Below are 18,207 nucleotides of genomic sequence, written 5' to 3'. Positions count from 1 at the left end.
CGGCGGGGGGGGGGGCGCCCCCCCCCCCCGCCCCCCCCCCCCGGGCGGGCCCCCCCCCCCGGGGGGGGGGGGGGGGGGGGGGGGGGGTTTGTGGGGGCCCCCCCGCCCCCCGCCTCGGGGGTGCTGCTGTACGAACTGACGAACGTGCTGGGGCCGGACACGGTCTGCGCTGGCGCCGCGACGGCGGACGAGGTGCACACCGCGTTGGGGCCCGGGCGGATCAGCGAGGAGAAGAGCGACGGCTGGTCGCCCGGCGCCTACGACCGGACCGCTGCCTGCCGGGTGACGGTCTCGTACGGGCTGTTCGGCCCGACCGGCCGGTCCGCGGCGCTCGCCCTCGCGCTCCCCCAGGACGAGGTCACGCCGCCGACAGCACCGGAGGCCCGGCTGTTCGCCGGTGGCTCCACCGGCGCCGTGCTGGATTCCCGTGCCTGGGCGCTGCTCCCGGACGGCTGTCCCAAGGCCATGCGGGCCGAGGTCCGGCTGCTCGGGTCGGACGACACGGTCGGCGGCCGCGCCGCTGGGATGGCGGCGCTGGCCGTGGCGTTCGCCAACACCGCCGCCGAGAGCAAGGGGTGCGGTGGCGGGCTCCCCGCCCCGTCCGGCCTGTCCGCCGCGGCGACCCCGCAACCGGCCGACCTCGGCAACGTCTGCGGCCTGCCCGGCATGGCGCCGGCCCGGGACCCACAGGCCGGCGAGGGGTACCGGCAGACGGTGACCGCCGGGTTCGCCCCGGTCTGGTCCTGTGCGATCTCCTCCCCGAGCGGCCTGAACACTCAGGCCTCCTTCACGATCACCACCGACCCCCGGGTCAGCGCGCTGGACCCGCAGGACGCGCGTACGGAGGCCTACGGGCGCGCCCGGTGGATCGGGTCCTCGGGCGAGAACGTGGTCGCCACGTGCCAGGGCAAGTCCACCTACTTCCACCTGGACCGGAAGTACAGCCCCGGGGTGGCCGGCAGCGGGCTCTTCCCCGACACCGCCGACCTCTGGCGGCAGTTCCTCGTCGCCGGCGGCAAGGCGGTCGGCTGCGAGCCGATCATCCCGTAGCCCGTCCGCGGCCGGCCGGCCCGGGTCTCCAGGGAGGACACCCGGGCCGGCCGGCTCCCCCTGGCGGGGGAGGCGGATCGTGTGGTGGGAGGAGGCACCGGCGCTCCCGCCCGCGGGAGCGTGGGGGGCATGACCACAACGATCTCCGCCGGCGGGGTCGCCCTGGCCGGGCAGGCGGTGCCGGCCCCCCCGGGGGCCGCCGCCGCTGACGTAGAGTCGGCCAGGTGATCACGGGGGTGGGCGCGGGCGGCACCGCGCGGCGGATCGGCGGTGCGCTGCTGGGCCGGCGGGCCCGGCTGCGCTGGGTGCACCTGGTGCTCGGCGGCGCCCTGCTGATGCCGTACTGGATGCTCTCGACCGTCCTGCTCGGGGCGCTCGACCCGGCGCACGGCTCCGTGGTCCAGGTCCTCCTCTACTTCGCCGCGCTCGCCCTCTCGCTGCCGATGGCCGCCGTCACCGCCCTGGTGCCGACGGTCCGGTCGCTGGAGGGGGCGGCGGCACGGGCGCTCTGCGCGCCGGAGCGGGCCGAGGAGGTCTCCGCCGGGCCGGCCAGGTCCTGGGCCGCCAGGCGCCGGAGCGCCGCCTGGTACGTGCTGCACGTGCTGTTCGGCGGGATCGTCAGCGGGATGACGCTGGCCGGGACGCCGTTCGCGGTGGTGCTGGTGATCACTCCGCTCGGCGGGCCGGCGGTGGACGACGTGGTGCGCTTCTGGCAGGACCGCGGGTTCCCGGCCTGGCTGTCCGGACCGGTGCTCGGCCTCGCGCTCCTGCTGCTGATCCTCGCCACCAGCGCCGGCTGCGGCGCCCTGCTGGCCCGGTGGGCGCCGGTGCTGCTCGGCCCGACCCCGGAGGAGCGGCTGGCCGCCGCCGAACGGCGGGCCGCCGTCCTCGCCCAGCGCAACCGGCTCGCCCGCGAGCTGCACGACTCGGTCGGCCACGCGCTCGGCGCGGTCGGCATCCAGGCCTCGGCGGCGGCCCGGGTGCTGCGGACCGACCCGGACTTCGCCGCCGAGGCACTGCGGGCGATCGCCGATACCGCGCGGGCGGCCGTCGCCGAGCTGGACGCGGTGCTCGGGCTGCTCCGCGAGGAGGACCGGGCGGACGCGGAGTCCGCCGGACCGACCCTCGCGGGGCTGGACGACCTGCTGCGCCAGCTCGCCCGCACCGGCGTCGAGGTCGACGCCGAGCTGGCCCCCGGGCTGCACCGGCTGCCGGCCGCCGTCTCCCGCGAGGCCTACCGGATCGTCCAGGAGGGTCTGACCAATGTGCTGCGGCACGCCGGGCCGGCGCCCGCCGGGCTCCGGGTCGGCCTGGCGGCGGACCGGCTGGAGATCGAACTGACCAATCCGCTGGGCGAGGCCCGGCCCAGCCGCCCCGGCGGCGGCCGGGGGCTGCGCGGGATCGGCGAGCGGACGGCGGTGCTGCGCGGCGGCTGCGCCGCCGGTCCGACGGACGACGGGACGACCTGGCGGCTGACCGCCTGGCTACCGCTGGAGGGAGCACGATGAACGACCCGACCGGAACCGTCCGGGTGGTGATCGCGGACGACGAACGGCTGGTGCGGACCGGCCTGCGGGTGGTGATCGACGCGGAGCCGGACCTCACCGTGGTCGGCGAGGCGGCGGACGGCGCCGCGGTCGTCCCGCTGGTGCGCGAGCTGCGTCCGGACGTGGTGCTGATGGACGTCCGGATGCCCGGCATCGACGGCATCCGGGCCACCGAGCAGCTGGTCGGCGGGATGGCCGAGCCGCCCCGGATCCTGGTGGTCACCACCTTCGAGCACGACGACCACGTGTACGACGCGCTGCGGGCCGGCGCCGCCGGGTTCCTGCTGAAGCGGGCCAGCGCGGAGGAGATGGTGCAGGCGGTGCGGCTGGTCGCGCGCGGGGACTCGCTGCTCTACCCGGCCGCCGTGCGCGAACTCGCGCTGCGCCAGCGGCCGGCGGGGCGGCCGGCGGCCGCGTCGGGGTACGGGCCGATCGGGCGGCTCACCGAGCGGGAGGGGCAGGTCCTGCGGCTGATGGCCGCCGGGCTCAGCAACGGCGAGATCGCCGGGCGGCTGACGCTCAGCCCGGAGACGGTCAAAACGCACGTCGGCAGCGTGCTGGCCAAACTCGGCGCCCGCGACCGCACCCAGGCGGTGATCGCCGCGTACGAGTCGGGCTTCGTCCTGCCGGGGTGACGGCGGGACGAGGGAGCGGCCGGGTGACGACGGGGGGGAGGGAGCGGCCGGGTGACGGGGGGAGGGAGCGGCCGGGGCCGGGGGGCCTGCCACCTGCGGTGACGTTTCTTCCGTCCCGGCCCTACCAGCGAGTAGAGTGCGTCGATCCCCCCTCTTCCACCCGATACCTCCCGTATCGCCTGAAACGAACTGGTGACCGCATGTCAGTCCGGACCAGCCCCGCGCTCTGGTGGCGCATGGGCATCGTGCTCTCGGCGGGCCTCGGCCTGACCCTCCAGACCGCCCCGCTGGTCTACTTCACCATCCAGAGCAATGTGATCGTGCTCGGCTACTTCATCGGCGCGGTCTACTGGATGGTCAAGCGCGGCACGGTGGACGCGCCCGCCCCCCGGCTGCGCGGGGCGGCCACGCTCTACATCCTGATCACCGGGCTGGTCTCGCACATCCTGCTGGAGCACGGCGCCAACCCGCTGCCCGGACTCTTCGACGGGCCGGACAAGCTGCAGCACTGGTCGTCCTTCTTCCTGCACTACGTGACGCCGGTGATGGTGATCATCGACTGGCTGACGCTGAAGCCGCGCAACGCCTCCGCCTGGCGCGACATCCCGCTCTGGCTGGCCTTCCCGCTCGGCTACGCGGCGATCGTGCTCGCCCGCAACGGGCTGTTCTCCAACTACCCGCTGCCGTACCCGTACTTCTTCTTCGACCCGACGACCAAGGGCTACGGCTACGTCTGGGGCCAGATCGCGCTGCTGACCGTCGAGTTCGTCGTCCTCGCGGCCACGGTGGTCGGCCTGGACCGGCTCGGCACGCTGGTCGCCCGCAAGCTGCGGCCCGCGACCGAGCTCACCGGGGCCTGAACCGGCCCGCCTGAACCGGGGCCTGAAGCGGCGCCGGCGCCGACCGCCCGGGCCCGACCCCGCCGTCGGGGCCCGACCCGGTGGGCCGGGCCCCGGCGCCGGCCGGCTACCGCGGGCCCACCGGCCGCAGCTCGCCGTCCAGCTCCAGCCAGCGGGTGATCCCGAGGCCGCGCAGGAACGGCAGGTCGTGGCTGGCGACGATCAGCGCCCCCTGGTAGGACGCGAGCGCCTGGGTCAGCTGGCGGACACTGGCCAGGTCGAGGTTGTTGGTCGGCTCGTCGAGCAGCAGCAGCTGCGGCGGCGGATCGGCCAGCAACAGCGCGGCCAGCGTGGCCCGGAACCGCTCGCCGCCGGAGAGGGTGGCGGCGAGCTGGTCGGCCCGGCCGCCGCGGAACAGGAAGCGGGCCAGCCTGGCCCGGATCGCGTTGTCCCCCGCGGCCGGGGCGAACTGCTTGACGTTCCCCACGACGCTCAGCCCGTCGTCCAGCACGTCCAGCCGCTGCGGCAGGTGGCGCAGCGGCACCGGGGTGGTGATCTCCCCCTCCAGCGGGGCGAGTTCGCCGGCGATGGTGCGCAGCAGGGTGGACTTGCCGGCGCCGTTGCGGCCGATCAGGGCGATCCGCTCGGGTCCGCGCAGGTCGAGGTCGGCGGTGGTGCCGTACGGCAGCCGGACCTTCTGCAGGGTGAGCACCGTGCGCCCGGCCGGCACGGCGGTGCGGGGCAGGTCGATCCGGATCTCGGCGTCGTCGCGGACCGCCTCCTCGGCGGCGGTGAGCCGCTGTCTGGCCTCCTCCAGTCGCTCGGTGTGCATGCCCTGGAGCCGCCCGGCGGTCTCCTGGCCCTGGCGCTTCAGCTTGCCCGCGAAGATGTGCGGGTCGTTGCGGGTGACCGAGCGCTTCCTGCCGTAACTGGCGCTGCGGTCCAGCTTGGCACGGGCGTCGACCAAGTCCCGCTTCTGGCGCTGGACATCGGCCTCGGCGTTGCGCAGCAGCCGCTCCGCCGTCTCCTGCTGCGCGGCGACCGTCCGCTCGTAGTCGGCGAAGTTGCCGCCGTACCAGGTGACCTGGCCGTCCCTGAGGTCGGCGATCTGGTCCACGTGCTGGAGCAGCTCGCGGTCGTGGCTGACGATCACCATCACCCCGCTCCAGCCGGCCACCGTCTCGTAGAGCCGCTCGCGGGCGGACCGGTCGAGGTTGTTGGTCGGCTCGTCGAGCAGCAGGACGTCGGGCCGGCGCACCAGCAGGGCGGCGAGCCGCAGCAGCACCGCCTCGCCGCCGGAGAGTTCGCCGGTGGTGCGGTCGAGGCCGAGCCGGTCCAGACCGAGCCGGTCGAGGGTGGCGCGGGCGCGCTCCTCGACGTCCCAGTCGTCGCCGACGGCGTCGAAGTGGCGCTGGTCGGTGTCGCCGGACTCGATGGCGTGCAGCGCCTCCCGGGTGGCCCGGATGCCGAGCGCCTCGTCGACCCTCAGCCCGGTGTCGAGGGTGAGGCCCTGCGGCAGGTAGCCGAGCTCGCCGCCGACCCTGACGGCGCCGGCGGTGGGGGTGAGTTCGCCCGCGACGAGGCGCAGGAGGGTGGACTTTCCCGCGCCGTTGAGGCCGATCAGGCCCGTCCGGCCGGGGCCGACGGCGAGCTGGAAGCCGTCGAGCACGGTCGTGCCGTCGGGCCACTCGAAGCCGAGGTCGGTGCAGAGGACAGCGGTACTGGGTGATGCCATGGGGAGGCCTCCCGGGTGGTTGCAGACGGTCTGGGGAGCAACACGGGAGACACCGCAGGCGGCGCGTGGAGGGGCCCGGAGCGTGGCGGCCGGGCGGGCAGCGAGGACCGTCGAAGATCGGACGGAGGGATGCCGGGCCGGCTCACCACTGAGGTCGCGCACTCGCACACGCACACACCGCGGGCAGCAGGCTGCGGGGCGGCGGGGGCGGTGTCTCGGGACCTCAGTAGAGCAACGGCCTTCTCCTGTTCTGGCGGGTGGCACGAACCACGGTACGGAGGCTCCCGGGGCCCGGCAAGCGATTAATACCGTGCGGATCACGTGCCGATCCCGTGACAGCTCCGCCCCGGTCCGACCCTCGGGCGGGGGCACCGCCGCCCGCATGGCAGACTCCTCACCTGCCATGCCTGCGGCTCGGGCGGCATGGCACGCATCCACAGGGGGAACTGAACTCATGTCACCGATATCCCGGACCACGCGTGCTGCGCTGGGCGCCTCCGTCGTCACGCTGACGATGGTGGTCGCGACCGCGTGCGGTCCGGACAACAGCGACGCCACCGGGGCCCAGACCGCGGCGCCGACCTCCGCCGCGACCACCGGGGCCGGCACCGGCACACCGGGCGCCGCCCCGGTCAAGCTGCCCACCCTCGACGAGCTGAAGAAGTGGAAGTTCGAGGACTGGGACAAGTGGGCCCAGCAGAACGTGATCACCCCGGCCGTGCAGGGCTTCTGGGACCTCCAGAAGATCCTCAAGGCCAAGCCGTACAAGCCCGGGCCGGCCAAGGAGCCCAGCGGCCAGCCGACCGCGGCGCAGCCCACGGCCCAGCCCACCGGCGCGACGCCGAGCCAGCCGGGCTCCCAGCCGCCGGCGGACAACGGCAACGACCCGCTGCCGAAGGTCGTCCAGGAGAAGCCCGTCCCGCACCCGTACGCGAAGAACTTCCACGTGAACGGCAAGCTGTTCTTCCAGGACGGCGCGCAGGAGTACGTCTGCTCCGGCACCGTGATCTCCGACCCGGCCAACCCCGGCAAGAGCAACCTGGTGTGGACCGCCAGCCACTGCCTGCACGGCGGCAAGGGCGGCAAGTCGCACACCAACATCACCTTCGCCCCGGCCTTCAACAGCACCGGCGTGCTGAGCGGCGGGAAGCAGGCGCCGCTGGCGCAGGCCGAGCCGTACGGCGAGTGGGGCGCGGTGGCCGGCATCGTCTCCCCGACCTGGGCGGACGAGGCCGACCCGGAGTACGGCGGCCCGTGGAGCCAGTACGACTTCGGCATCATCCGGGTGGCCAACCCGGACGGCAGCAAGAAGTCGCTGGAGGAGGTCGTCGGCGGCTCCGTGCCGGTCTGGTTCAACGCCCCGCGCGACCAGGTCTCCACCGTGAGCAGCTACGGCTTCCCGGCCGGCAAGCCCTTCGACGGCATGGAGCTGGAGCACTGCGACAGCGGCAAGCCGGTCCGCCACACGATCGACCCGAGCCGCCCGGCGATGCTGACCATCGGCTGCAACGGCACCGGCGGCGACAGCGGCGGCGGCTGGTTCGCGACCAAGGACGGCAAGCAGGTGCTGGTCTCGGACACCTCCATCGGGGGCAACGACAACACCTGGGAGGCCGGCCCCTACCTGGACGACGTCGCCCAGCACGCGCTGGAGTACATCTCCAAGAAGACGAAGTGACCTGAGTCACCTCCGGCAGCACGTCCGGCCCCGGGGCCCGCGGCCTTTCCCGCCGCGGGCCCCGGCGCGCTCCCCCGCTCTCCTAGAATCGGAGACATCATGAGCGCCACACTCGTAGTCAAGGACCTCGTCGCCGGCCACGGCGACCGCACCCTCTTCTCCGGCCTGGACCTGGTCGTCGCCCCCGGTGACGTGATCGGGCTGGTCGGCGTGAACGGCGCCGGCAAGTCGACGCTGCTGCGGCTGCTGGCCGGGCTGGACACCCCCGAGGGCGGCTCGCTGCGGCTCAGCCCGGCGGGCGCGAACATCGGCCACCTGCCGCAGGAGCCGGAGCGGCGCGAGGGCGAGTCGGTCCGGGACTTCCTGGCCCGCCGCACCGGCGTGGCGGCCGCCCAGGCGGCCCTGGACCTGGCCACCGAGGGCCTGGTCGAGAGCCGCCCCGGCGCCGACGACGACTACGCGGCCAGCCTCGACCGCTGGCTGGACCTCGGCGGCGCCGATCTGGAGGAGCGGGCCGAGGAGGTCGCCGGCTCGCTCGGGCTGACGGTCTCGCTGGACCTGCCGATGACCGCGCTCTCCGGCGGCCAGGCCGCCCGGGCCGGCCTCGCCTCGCTGCTGCTCTCCCGCTACGACGTCTTCCTGCTCGACGAGCCCACCAACGACCTCGACCTGGACGGCCTGGAGCGCCTGGAGTCCTTCGTCAAGGGCCTGCGCGCGGGCACCGTGGTGATCAGCCACGACCGCGAGTTCCTGGCCCGGACGGTCACCCGGGTGCTGGAGCTGGACCTCGCCCAGCAGCAGGTCAACGTGTACGGCGGCGGCTACGAGGCGTACCTGGAGGAGCGCGCGGTGGCCCGCCGGCACGCCCGCGAGGAGTACGACGAGTACGCGGACACCAAGGCCGGCCTGGAGGCCCGGGCCCGGATGCAGCGCGGCTGGATGGAGCACGGGGTGCGCAACGCGCGCCGCAAGGCCGGCGACAACGACAAGATGGGCCGCGCGATGCGGACCGAGTCGACCGAGAAGCAGGCCTCCAAGGCCCGGCAGACCCAGCGGATGATCGAGCGGCTCGACGTGGTCGAGGAGCCCCGCAAGGAGTGGGAGCTGCGGATGGAGATCGCCACCGCGCCGCGCTCCGGCGCCGTGGTCGCCACCCTGCGGGGGGCCACCGTCCGGCGCGGCGACTTCGCCCTGGGACCGGTGGACCTGCAGATCGACTGGACCGACCGGGTCGCGATCACCGGCGCCAACGGCGCGGGCAAGTCCACCCTGCTGGCCGCGCTGCTCGGCCGGCTCGAACTCGACGGCGGCGACGCCGCGCTGGGCTCGGGCGTGGTCGTCGGCGAGGTGGACCAGGCCCGCGGCCTGTTCCTGGGCGGGGAGCCGCTCTCGGACGCGTTCGCCGCCGCCGTACCGGAGTTGAGCCCGGAGGAGGTGCGCACCCTGCTGGCCAAGTTCGGCCTGAAGGCGGCGCACGTGCTGCGGCCGGCCGACACCCTCTCCCCCGGCGAGCGCACCCGGGCGGCCCTGGCGCTGCTCCAGGCCCGCGGCGTCAACCTGCTGGTGCTGGACGAGCCCACCAACCACCTGGACCTGGTCGCCATCGAGCAGTTGGAGTCCGCGCTGGCCTCGTACACCGGCACGCTGCTGCTGGTCACCCACGACCGGCGGATGCTGGACACGGTGCAGGTCAACCGGCGGATCGAGGTCCGCGGCGGGCGCGTCCACGAGAGCTGAGTGGTCTGGTCCATTCGTACGATCGGGCGGTCCGGGACTCTTCCCGGACCGCCCGTCATGTGCTGTGCTGTCGGCCATGGTTGACAGTGCAGTGGCAGGGACGCCCGCCTACCCGACCGTCCCGCTGATCCCGATGACGGTGCCCGCCCACGAGGCAGAGGCACGCAGCAGGTCCTTCCACGACGTGATGGCGCGGCGCCGGACCGTCCGCGACTACGCGACCCGCCCGATCCCGGACGGCGTCGTCGAATGGGCGATCCGCACCGCGAACACCGCGCCCAGCGGCGCGCACGTCCAGCCCTGGCGGTTCGTGGTGATCACCGATCCGGAGCGCAAGCGGCGGCTGCGCGAGGCCGCCGAGGCCGAGGAGCGCGAGTTCTACGCGCACCGGGCCTCCGAGGAGTGGCTGGCCGCGCTGGCCCCGATCGGCACCGACTGGCGAAAGCCGTTCCTGGAGGACGCGCCCGCCGTGATCGTCGTCTTCGAGGTGCACAAGGGCCCGCGGTCGCCGCGCCCCTACTACACCAAGGAGTCCGTCGGCATCGCCGTCGGGCTACTGCTCGCCACCCTGCACCAGGCGGGCCTGGCCACGCTCACCCACACCCCGAGCCCGATGAAGTTCCTCAACGAGGTGTGCGAACGCCCGGCCGAGGAGCGGGCCGCCTACGTCATCCCGGTGGGCTATCCGGCAGAGGGGGCGCGCGTCCCCGACCTGCGGCGCAAGGAGCTCTACGACGTGCTGACACGCCTCTGACGCGCCCGGGGGCGGCGCCGGCTCCCCCGCGGTTCGGCGGTGGCCGGCGCTCCGGGGCCCGCCCATAATCGCTGTCATGACTCACGTCACGCCACCACCCTGCGAGGACGTACCCGGCCCTGCCGCCGCCCCCGCCACCGGATCCGGCACCGGACGGCGCCGACCGGCCCCGGGCGAAATCTCCACCGGCCGGCCGCCGGAACTGCTGCGGCTGGCCGGCGGAATTTCCCTGCGCCGCCGCTCGGCCGCGTACGCGCGCGCGCTGAACACCGCCGTCCGGACCGATCTGGAGCATCTGCGGCCCTGGCTGGAGTGGGCCGCCGCGGCCCCCACGCTGGCGCAGACCACCGAGCTGACCGCGGCCGGCGCGGCCGCCTGGGACGCGGGCACCGACTTCATCTACCTGGTCGGCCTGGACGCCGAACCCGGCAGCGTCATCGGCTCGTTCGGCCTGCACGGCCGGATCGGGCCGGGGGCGCTGGAGATCGGCTACTGGGTGGGCTCGAAGCACGGCGGCCGGGGCATCGCCACCGCCGCCGCCGGGGCGCTGAGCGCCGCCGCGCTCGCGCTGCCCGGCGTCCGGCGGGTGGAGATCCACTGCGACCAGGCCAACACCGCCAGTGCGGCCGTGCCGCGCAAGCTCGGCTTCCGGCTGGCCCGGATCGCCGACGCGGCGGTCCGGGCGCCCGGTGAGACGGGCCGGCAGCTGGTCTGGATCAAGGAGCGCTGAGCGCGGGGCCGGCCGGCCCGGCCCCGCACCCTGTGCCGCCGGCCCGGGAGCCCGGCCAGGAAGCCCGGCCCCGGAAGACCGGCCCCGGAAGACCGGCCCGTCACCCGGTCAGTAGCGCCCGCCGGTCGGCGCCGGCAGCGCGTCCAGCTCGGCGAGGTCGGCCGCCGAGAGCACCAGGTCGGCCGCCCCCGCGTTGTCCACCAGGTAGCGCGGCGTCTTGGTGCCCGGGATCGGGAGGACGTACCGGCCCTGCGCCAGCACCCAGGCCAGCGCGACCTGCGCGGGCGTCGCGCCGACCCGGTCGGCGACCTCCTTCACCTTCGCCACCAGGGCCAGGTTGGCCGCCAGCGCGTCCTGCTGGAAGCGCGGCAGCGAGCGGCGGAAGTCGTCCGCCGGCAGCTCGTCCAGGGAGGAGATGCTGCCGGTCAGGAAGCCCCGGCCGAGCGGCGAGAACGGCAGGAAGGCGATGCCCTCGGCCTCGGTGTACGGCAGCACCTCGGCCAGCGCGTCCCTGGTCCACAGCGACAGCTCGGACTGCACGGACGCCACCGGATGCACCGCCTGGGCTCGCTTGATCTCCTCGACGGTGACCTCGGAGAGCCCGATCCGGAGCGCCTTGCCGGCCGCGACGGCCTCGGCGAGCGCGCCCCAGGTCTCCTCGATCGGCACCTCCGGGTCGACCCGGTGCAGCTGGTAGAGGTCGACGTGGTCGGTGCCCAGACGGCGCAGGCTCTCGTCGATCGCGCGCCGCACGTGCTCGGGCCGACCGTCGTTGTCCACCCGCCGGTCGCCGGTGCCCGGCACCAGGCCGACCTTGGTGGCCAGCACCGCGCGCTCCCGGTACGGACCGGCCAGGGCGGCGCCGACCACCTCCTCGTTGCTGTACGGGCCGTAGATGTCGGCGGTGTCGATCAGCGTGACGCCGAGGTCCAGCGCCTCGCGGATCACCCGGGCCGAGGTGTCGTCGTCACGGTTGCGCAGGTCGTAGGCCCAGGTCATGCCCATGCAGCCGAGACCGACCACTCCGACCTCGGGACCCTGCTGACCAAGCGTGGTGGTACGCATCTTCCGGTGCTCCTTCGTGTCGTGGATCAACGGCACCAGCCTCTCCCTTGGAGTGCGCTCAAGGTCAAGCCCGCGCGCCCCGCACGAAGTCCCGCCAGCCGCCGGACAGCACGAGAGCGGCGAGGACGCGGTAACCGCCGGCGCCCGGGTGCGCGCCGTCGCCCGCCGCCGCCTCGGCCGCCCAGACCCGGTCCGCGGCGAGCGCGGCCGTCACGTCGACGAACGGCACGCCGCGCTCGGCGCAGAGCCCGGCGATCCGCCCGGCGAGGTCCAGCAGCGGCTCCAGGTGGTCCCGGCCCCAGCACATCACCGGCGGCGGCCCGACCACGAGCACGCCGAGGCCGCGCTCGCGGGCGCCGTCCAGGATCGCGGTCAGGTTGGCCAGGCAGCGGGCCGGCGCCACCCGGGGTCCGCCGTCCTGCGGCGTGGCGTCGTTGCTGCCGACCGAGACCACCAGCCGGTTGTCCGCGCCCGGCAGGGTCCGTGCGTCGAGCTCCGCCCAGATCCGGCGCAGCACGTCCGAGGAGGTGTTGCGCCGGACGCCCAGGTTGAAGGCGGTGAGCTCGGCGGGCGCCGCCCGGCCGGTCTCCTGGAGCACCCGGCCGACCCAGCCGCGGTACTCCGGGTCACCGACGCCCTGGGTGAAGGAGTCCCCGATGAAGCAGATGCGCAAGTCCTTGATCATCCGGTCACGGTAGGGCGCGGCCGACCGCGCCGGGCACCTTTCCACAGGGTGGACGCCGCCACCCCCGGCCCCGGCCGCGCGCCAGGACGGGGAGCGTACGAAGCGCGGCCGGGGCGCGCGGATGGATCGTGTGCAACGGCCGGACCGGACCAAGGCGCCTCCCCCGGGCCGCCGCCGCGCGGCGCCCCGCCCGCCCGGCCCCGGGGGCGGACGGCCCGGGACCGGTCCGCGGCAGCCGACCGCCCGCCAAACCGGCGCGCGAGAGCTCACGGGTGCCGCCCCGCACCACGAGGCGCCCGCGCCCCGGCCTGGCCCCGCGCGGCCGGCGGCTCCGACGATGAGCGCTGCCGGACCCGTTCCGGGCTCCGGCGCCACGTCCGTCCAGGAGGTCGCCATGTCGTTCCCGCGCACCCGTACCGCCGCCGTCACCCTCGCGCTGCTCGTCGGCGGCGTCACCGCCTCGGCGGTTCCCGCCCGGGCCGCCGGCACCGCCGACCGCGCGGCGGCCCAGAGCCGGGCCCTCAGCCGCTTCGACGACGGCAGCTTCGAGACGCCGAAGGTGGCGGCGAACTCCTTCCTCGGCCTCTCGGCCGGACAGTCCATCGGCCCGTGGCGCGTCACCGGCGGCAGCGTGGACCTGATCGGCGCCGGCTTCTGGCAGGCCGCCGAGGGCGACCAGTCCGTCGACCTGAACGGCTCCTCCCAGGGCACCGTGGCCCAGACCTTCGCCACCACGCCGGGCGCCACCTACTCGGTGACGTACGCGCTGGCGGGGAACCCCGAGGGCGGACCGGCCGTCAAGACCGGCCGGGCCCTCGTCGACGGCCAGGACTTCCAGGACTTCTCCTTCGACACCACCGGCAAGTCGCGGGCCGCCATGGGGTACGTGGGCCGCCAGTTCACCTTCGTGGCCACCAGCGCCTCCACCACACTGGCCTTCGCCAGCACCACCGGCAGCGGCGCCTACGGCCCGGTGGTGGACGACGTCCAGGTCCGGGAGTGCCGGGCCTGCCCCACCTGCTGACCGCGCGGCCCGCCCGGGCGTCCACGGCCGCGCCCCGGGAGCGGGCGCTGCCTTAAACCGTTCCTAAAACCTTCCCGGCAACCGCCTCTGATGTGCCGAAGGTGCTTGACGTGCACAGCTGGTCTAGTCCAGTTTGAAGCTGCACCGCGCACCTCCCCGCACCGGACCACGCCCCCACCGCACCCGCCGCCCGCCCGCGCTCCCCCTCGCGTGGCGGGCGGCGGGCGCACCGTCCCGAGAGGCACCCCCATGCCACGCGCGCCCCACGACACCCACGCGCCCGACGCCCCCGCCCGGCACCGCCGCCCCGCCGTCCGGGTCAAGCTGCTCGGTCTCGCCGCCGCCACCGTGCTGGCCGGCGGCGGGCTCGCCTCGCTCGCCGGGAGCGCCGGCGCGGCCGACGGCAACCTGCTCGGCAACGCCGGGTTCGAGAGCGGCTCGGCGAGCCCCTGGAGCTGTTCGGCCACCACCGGCAGCGTCGTCGGCACCGGCGCGTACAGCGGCTCGTACGCGCTGCGGGGCGGCGTGAGCAGCAGCGACACCGCGCAGTGCGGCCAGAGCGTCGCCGTTCGTCCCAACACCACGTACACGCTGAGCGCCTGGGTCCAGGGCCAGTACGTCTACCTCGGCGCGACCGGCAGCGGGGTCACCGACCCGGCCGTCTGGACCCCCGGCGGCCCCGCCTGGCAGCAGCTCTCCACCACCTTCACCACCGGCCCGGCCACCAGCAGCGTGACGGTCTACCTGCACGGCTGGTACGGGCAGGGCGGCTACCTCGCCGACGACGTCACGCTCACCGGTCCGGGCGGCAACCCGACCACCCCGCCGCCGACTTCGGCCACGCCGACGCCGACCACCACGCCCACGCCCACGCCCACCGGCACCGGAACGCCCACCACCCCGCCGCCGGCCACCGCCGTCCCGGTGGCCCCGTACATCGACATGGGCGCCTGGCCGACCCCGTCGATGCCCGCGATGGCCCAGGCCGGCAATCTGAAGTCCTTCACCATGGGCTTCGTGACCGGCGTCGGCTGCAAGGCCAGCTGGTTCAACGCCTACGACCCGCGCACCGGCTGGGCCAGGGACCAGGTGGACGCGCTGCGCGCGGCCGGCGGCGACGTGAAGGTGTCCTTCGGCGGCGCCAGCGGCACCGAACTCGCCGCCGCCTGCACCTCGGTGGACTCGCTGTTCGCCGAGTACGACGCCGTGGTCAAGGCCTACGGCCTGCGCTACGTCGACTTCGACATCGAGGGCGCCGCGATCGCCGACACCGTCGCCAACGACCGCCGCTCCGCCGCGCTCGCCAAGCTGCAGAAGGCCAACCCCGGCCTGAAGGTGTCGTTCACCCTACCGGTGCTGCCCGAGGGGCTCACCGCCGAGGGCGTCGCCATCGTCCGCTCCGCCCGGGACGCGGGCGTGGCCGTCGACCTGGTGAACGCGATGGCGATGGACTACTACCGCACCGGCGCCGACTACGGCGACGCGGCCGTCCAGGCGGCCCAGGGCCTCTACGGCCAGCTCAAGTCGCTCTACCCGGCGAAGAGCGATGCCCAGCTCTGGGCCGCGGTCGGCATCACCCCGATGCTCGGGGAGAACGACGACCACCAGGTCTACAACCAGGCGGACGCCCGGCAGCTGGTCGCCTTCGCCCAGCAGCACCACCTCGGCGAGCTGGCCTTCTGGGACGCCACCCGGGACGCCAACGCCTGCACCGGCGCGCTCTACAAGTGCACCAACATCGCCCAGCAGCCGTACGAGTTCGCGAAGATCTTCGCCCAGTACGCGGGCTGAGCGGGGCGGTCCCCGTCGGGGGGGGCCCGCCCCCCCGGGGCGGGGGGCCCCCCCCCCCCGGGCGCGGGGCCCCCCCCCCCCCCGGGGGCCGGGCCCCCCGCCCCCCCCCCCCCCCCCCCCCCCGGGCGCGGCCCCCCCCCCCCGCCCCCCGCGCGGGGGGGGGGGGGGGGGGGCCCCGGGGGGGGCCCCCCCCCCCGGGGGGCGGGGCCCCCCCCGACGGCGGCTCAGGGCGCCGCCACCGCGGCGTTCGAGCGGTCCGCCACGAGCCGCACCGCGAAGCCGGCCAGCGCCATGCCCATCAGGTACCGGTGGACCCGCTGCCAGGTCGGGCGGCGCGCGAAGAAGGCCGACACCGAGCCCGCCATCAGCACGAAGACCGCGTTGCCGGCCACGCCGACCGCGATCTGCGTCAGGCCCAGCAGCAGGCTCTGCACCGCGACGTGGCCGCGGTCCGGATCGACGAACTGCGGCAGCAGCGAGACGTACAGGATCGCGATCTTCGGGTTCAGCAGGCAGGTCAGCAGGCCCATGCCGAACAGCCGGGCGGGCCGGTCGGCCGCCAGTTCCTTCGGCGCGAACGCCGAAGTGCCGCCCGGCCGGACGGCCTTCCAGGCCAGCCAGAGCAGGTAGCCCGCGCCCGCCAGCTTGAGCGCCAGATAGACCTCCGGCACCAGCGCGAACACCGCCGCGATCCCGGCCGTCGCCGCGACCAGGTAGACCAGGAAGCCGACGAAGACGCCCGCCAGCGAGGTCAGCCCGGCCCGGCGGCCCTGGGCGACCGAGCGGGACACCAGGTAGATCATATTCGGGCCGGGGGACAGGACCATCCCCAGTTCCACCATCGCGATGCCGGCTATCGCGCCGAGACTCACCATCGTGCCGCTCTCCCCGTTCCCTTCGTGGCCGCGGTGCGGACACCGCGGGCCGGCGGCCGGCCCGCCGCGAGGCCGCGACGCGCAACCGCCTCGATCCCGCCGCGCACCGCGCCGCGGGCTCGCAGCACATCCGCCGCGATCAAGGTCTCATCCTACGAATAATGCGATCTCACTTGTCGGGCGCAGCCGCTACAGTCCTCACCACCGCCCGGGGGCGGCATCGCGGCGGGCACGCCGGTCCGCGTCCGGCCTCCCCGGCGGGCCCTGGTCCTGGTCCGGCCCTGGTCCGGTCCTGGTCCGGCCCTGATCCGGTCCTCGTCCTGGTCCGGTGGCACGACGGCAGGCGCACCGCCCGCTCGCCTCCGGCCGCGACCACCGGGGCGCCGCAGCGCGGACATCCCAGCACAGGGCATCCCAGCACAGGACAGCGCAGCACAGAACACCGCAGTACAGGGCACCGCAGTACACGGCATCGCAGCACAGCGCACGAGGGGGAGGACATGACGGTCCGGAGCGACGAGCGGACAGCGGCCGACGAGATAGGCCCGGAGGAGCTGGCAGCCTTCGGCCGCACCCTCGGACGCCTGCGCGCCCTCCCCGCCGACCACTCGGTCCGCCGGCACGCCGAGCGCCAACTGGAGTCCTTCGTCCGGGAGAGCCGCAAGCGCCGTCGCCAGGACGCCCGGGACGAGGACCGCCTGGCCGATGCCGGCCTGCTCGCCGCCACCGCCACCGGCGCGCCGGACCGCCGCGAGGACGCGCCGCTGACCGCCGCCGCCCCGGCCGCCCCGCTCGGCGAGCTCCGGCTCGGCCGCCGCTGCTACGTCTGCAAGCAGCACTACCGCCGGGTGGACGCCTTCTACCACATGCTCTGCCCCGGCTGCGCCGTCGACAACACCGCCCGTCGCGGCCTCAGCACCGACCTGCGCGGGCGCCGGGCACTGCTCACCGGCGGCCGGGTGAAGATCGGCTTCCAGCTCGCCCTGATGATGCTGCGCGACGGCGCCGAACTGATCGTCACCAGCCGCTTCCCGCACGACACCGTACGGCGCTTCCACGCCGCCGCCGGCAGCGCCGAGTGGCGCGACCGCCTCACCGTGGTCGGCATCGACCTGCGCGACCCGCGCCAGGTACTCGGCCTCACCGAGCAACTCCGCGCCGACGGCCGCCCGCTGGACATCCTGGTCAACAACGCCGCGCAGACCCTGCGCCGCCCGCCCGGGTCCTACGCCCTGCTGGCCGCCGGTGAGCGGGCCGCACTGCCCGCCGCGCCCACCGCGGTCGTCCACGCCCCGGGGTTCCGGCCGATGCCCGCCCTCGCCCCGGCCTGGCCCGCCGCCGAACTCGACACCGCCGCCGACCGGTCGGCCCTCGCCCTGCCGTCCGAGTGGGCCGACGAGGCGGGCCTGCTGCCCGACCCCGCGCCGGTCAACTCCTGGTCCGCCCGGCTCGGCGCGCTGGACCCCGCGGAGCTCCTGGAGACCCAGCTGGTCAACGCGCTCGCGCCCGCGCTGCTCTGCGACCGCCTGCTGCCGCTGCTGCTGGCCGCGCCGCACGCCCGCCGCTACATCGTCAACGTCACCGCGGTGGAGGGCCGGTTCGCCGTCCGCAACAAGACCGCCGGTCACCCGCACACCAACATGGCCAAGGCCGCCCTCAACATGCTCACCCGCACCAGCGCCGAGGAACTCGCCGCTCAGGGCGTCCACATGTGCGCGGTCGACACCGGCTGGATCACCGACGAGAACCCGGCCCCCAAGAAGGCCCGGCTGGCCGCCGACGGGTTCCGCACCCCGCTCGACATCGTCGACGGCGCCGCGCGCGTCTACGACCCGATCGTCCGCGGCGAGGCCGGGGCGCCGGTGTCGGGCGTCTTCCTCAAGGACTACCGCGAGGCGGCCTGGTGACTCCCGGGGGCCGGCCGGCCACCGGGCCGGACCTCACCCGTGCGCGGCGCGGGTCGGCCGGACCTCGCCCGCCCGCACGACAACTCGCCCGCCGCTGACGGGTGGAGGTGCGACCGCGCGCCGTCGCGGGGCTGGGCAGGGCGGGCCGATCTCTC

The 18,207-nt window shown here is 75.2% G+C and carries 15 protein-coding genes; 11 read left to right on the top strand and 4 right to left on the bottom strand.

The genetic code is table 11. The features are described from left to right. Positions 1-90: 90 nt before the first annotated feature. The 4 genes from ACIF6L_RS09195 to ACIF6L_RS09180 all read left to right on the top strand — a co-directional run bounded on the left by ACIF6L_RS09195 (position 91) and on the right by ACIF6L_RS09180 (position 4,092). The gene (locus ACIF6L_RS09195) at positions 91-1,050 is read left to right on the top strand and encodes a hypothetical protein (RefSeq protein ID WP_396492488.1); all 960 of its coding nucleotides are present in this window, start codon (positions 91-93) and stop codon (positions 1,048-1,050) included. Positions 1,051-1,274: 224 nt separating this feature from the next. Then, the gene (locus ACIF6L_RS09190) at positions 1,275-2,558 is read left to right on the top strand and encodes a sensor histidine kinase (protein ID WP_396486757.1); all 1,284 of its coding nucleotides are present in this window, start codon (positions 1,275-1,277) and stop codon (positions 2,556-2,558) included. Continuing rightward, positions 2,555-3,232: a response regulator gene (locus ACIF6L_RS09185; RefSeq protein ID WP_396486758.1), complete on the top strand. Its 678-nt coding sequence runs from the start codon at positions 2,555-2,557 to the stop codon at positions 3,230-3,232. Before ACIF6L_RS09190 ends, ACIF6L_RS09185 begins: the two co-directional genes overlap by 4 nt. Before the next feature lie 200 nt (positions 3,233-3,432). Continuing rightward, positions 3,433-4,092 carry a Pr6Pr family membrane protein gene (locus tag ACIF6L_RS09180; protein WP_396486759.1) on the top strand — a complete coding sequence of 220 codons (660 nt, stop codon included), beginning with the start codon at positions 3,433-3,435 and terminating at the stop codon, positions 4,090-4,092. Between the two features lie 106 nt (positions 4,093-4,198). On the opposite strand, the gene ACIF6L_RS09175 is transcribed toward ACIF6L_RS09180, so the two are convergent. After that, the gene (locus ACIF6L_RS09175; RefSeq protein WP_396486760.1) at positions 4,199-5,806 is read right to left on the bottom strand and encodes an ABC-F family ATP-binding cassette domain-containing protein; all 1,608 of its coding nucleotides are present in this window, start codon (positions 5,804-5,806) and stop codon (positions 4,199-4,201) included. 454 nt (positions 5,807-6,260) lie between these two features. Here ACIF6L_RS09175 and ACIF6L_RS09170 point away from each other — a divergent pair, with 454 nt between their 5' ends. The 4 genes from ACIF6L_RS09170 (at position 6,261) to ACIF6L_RS09155 (ending at position 10,705) form a co-directional block, all read left to right on the top strand. Further along, the gene (locus ACIF6L_RS09170; RefSeq protein ID WP_396486761.1) at positions 6,261-7,484 is read left to right on the top strand and encodes a hypothetical protein; all 1,224 of its coding nucleotides are present in this window, start codon (positions 6,261-6,263) and stop codon (positions 7,482-7,484) included. A 99-nt stretch (positions 7,485-7,583) separates the two neighbouring features. Then, positions 7,584-9,221 (top strand): ABC-F family ATP-binding cassette domain-containing protein, encoded by a 1,638-nt coding sequence (locus ACIF6L_RS09165; RefSeq protein WP_396486762.1) that lies wholly within the window; start codon positions 7,584-7,586, stop codon positions 9,219-9,221. A 76-nt stretch (positions 9,222-9,297) separates the two neighbouring features. Then, entirely contained in the window at positions 9,298-9,975 is a 678-nt protein-coding gene (locus ACIF6L_RS09160; RefSeq protein ID WP_396486763.1) for a nitroreductase family protein, read from the top strand. 76 nt (positions 9,976-10,051) lie between these two features. Then, on the top strand, positions 10,052-10,705 hold the full coding sequence (locus ACIF6L_RS09155; protein ID WP_396486764.1) for a GNAT family N-acetyltransferase: 654 nt from the start codon (positions 10,052-10,054) through the stop codon (positions 10,703-10,705). Positions 10,706-10,813: 108 nt separating this feature from the next. Here the strand turns inward: ACIF6L_RS09155 and ACIF6L_RS09150 are convergent, their stop codons facing one another. Together ACIF6L_RS09150 and ACIF6L_RS09145 are read right to left on the bottom strand one after the other, a co-directional pair. Further along, positions 10,814-11,770: an aldo/keto reductase gene (locus ACIF6L_RS09150; RefSeq protein WP_329487070.1), complete on the bottom strand. Its 957-nt coding sequence runs from the start codon at positions 11,768-11,770 to the stop codon at positions 10,814-10,816. A gap of 64 nt (positions 11,771-11,834) precedes the next feature. Next, the gene (locus ACIF6L_RS09145; RefSeq protein WP_329487071.1) at positions 11,835-12,455 is read right to left on the bottom strand and encodes a GDSL-type esterase/lipase family protein; all 621 of its coding nucleotides are present in this window, start codon (positions 12,453-12,455) and stop codon (positions 11,835-11,837) included. Positions 12,456-12,849: 394 nt separating this feature from the next. On the opposite strand from ACIF6L_RS09145, the gene ACIF6L_RS09140 reads away from it, so the two are divergent. Together ACIF6L_RS09140 and ACIF6L_RS09135 are read left to right on the top strand one after the other, a co-directional pair. Further along, complete coding sequence (locus ACIF6L_RS09140) at positions 12,850-13,479, top strand: choice-of-anchor C family protein (protein WP_329487072.1); 630 nt, start codon at positions 12,850-12,852, stop codon at positions 13,477-13,479. Between the two features lie 249 nt (positions 13,480-13,728). Beyond that, positions 13,729-15,270 (top strand): carbohydrate binding domain-containing protein, encoded by a 1,542-nt coding sequence (locus ACIF6L_RS09135; protein WP_396486765.1) that lies wholly within the window; start codon positions 13,729-13,731, stop codon positions 15,268-15,270. 224 nt (positions 15,271-15,494) lie between these two features. On the opposite strand, the gene ACIF6L_RS09130 is transcribed toward ACIF6L_RS09135, so the two are convergent. Then, the gene (locus ACIF6L_RS09130; RefSeq protein ID WP_396486766.1) at positions 15,495-16,145 is read right to left on the bottom strand and encodes a LysE family translocator; all 651 of its coding nucleotides are present in this window, start codon (positions 16,143-16,145) and stop codon (positions 15,495-15,497) included. A gap of 500 nt (positions 16,146-16,645) precedes the next feature. Here ACIF6L_RS09130 and ACIF6L_RS09125 point away from each other — a divergent pair, with 500 nt between their 5' ends. Next, positions 16,646-18,052, top strand: coding sequence for an SDR family NAD(P)-dependent oxidoreductase (locus tag ACIF6L_RS09125; protein ID WP_329487076.1), 1,407 nt, complete (start codon positions 16,646-16,648; stop codon positions 18,050-18,052). Positions 18,053-18,207 lie beyond the last annotated feature (155 nt).

Origin of the sequence: Kitasatospora sp. NPDC086009 (genome assembly GCF_044540385.1) — a bacterium.
Lineage (GTDB): Bacteria > Actinomycetota > Actinomycetes > Streptomycetales > Streptomycetaceae > Kitasatospora.
The sequence above is the reverse complement of the archived record's forward strand: the minus strand, read 5'-3'. Positions and strand labels throughout refer to the sequence as shown.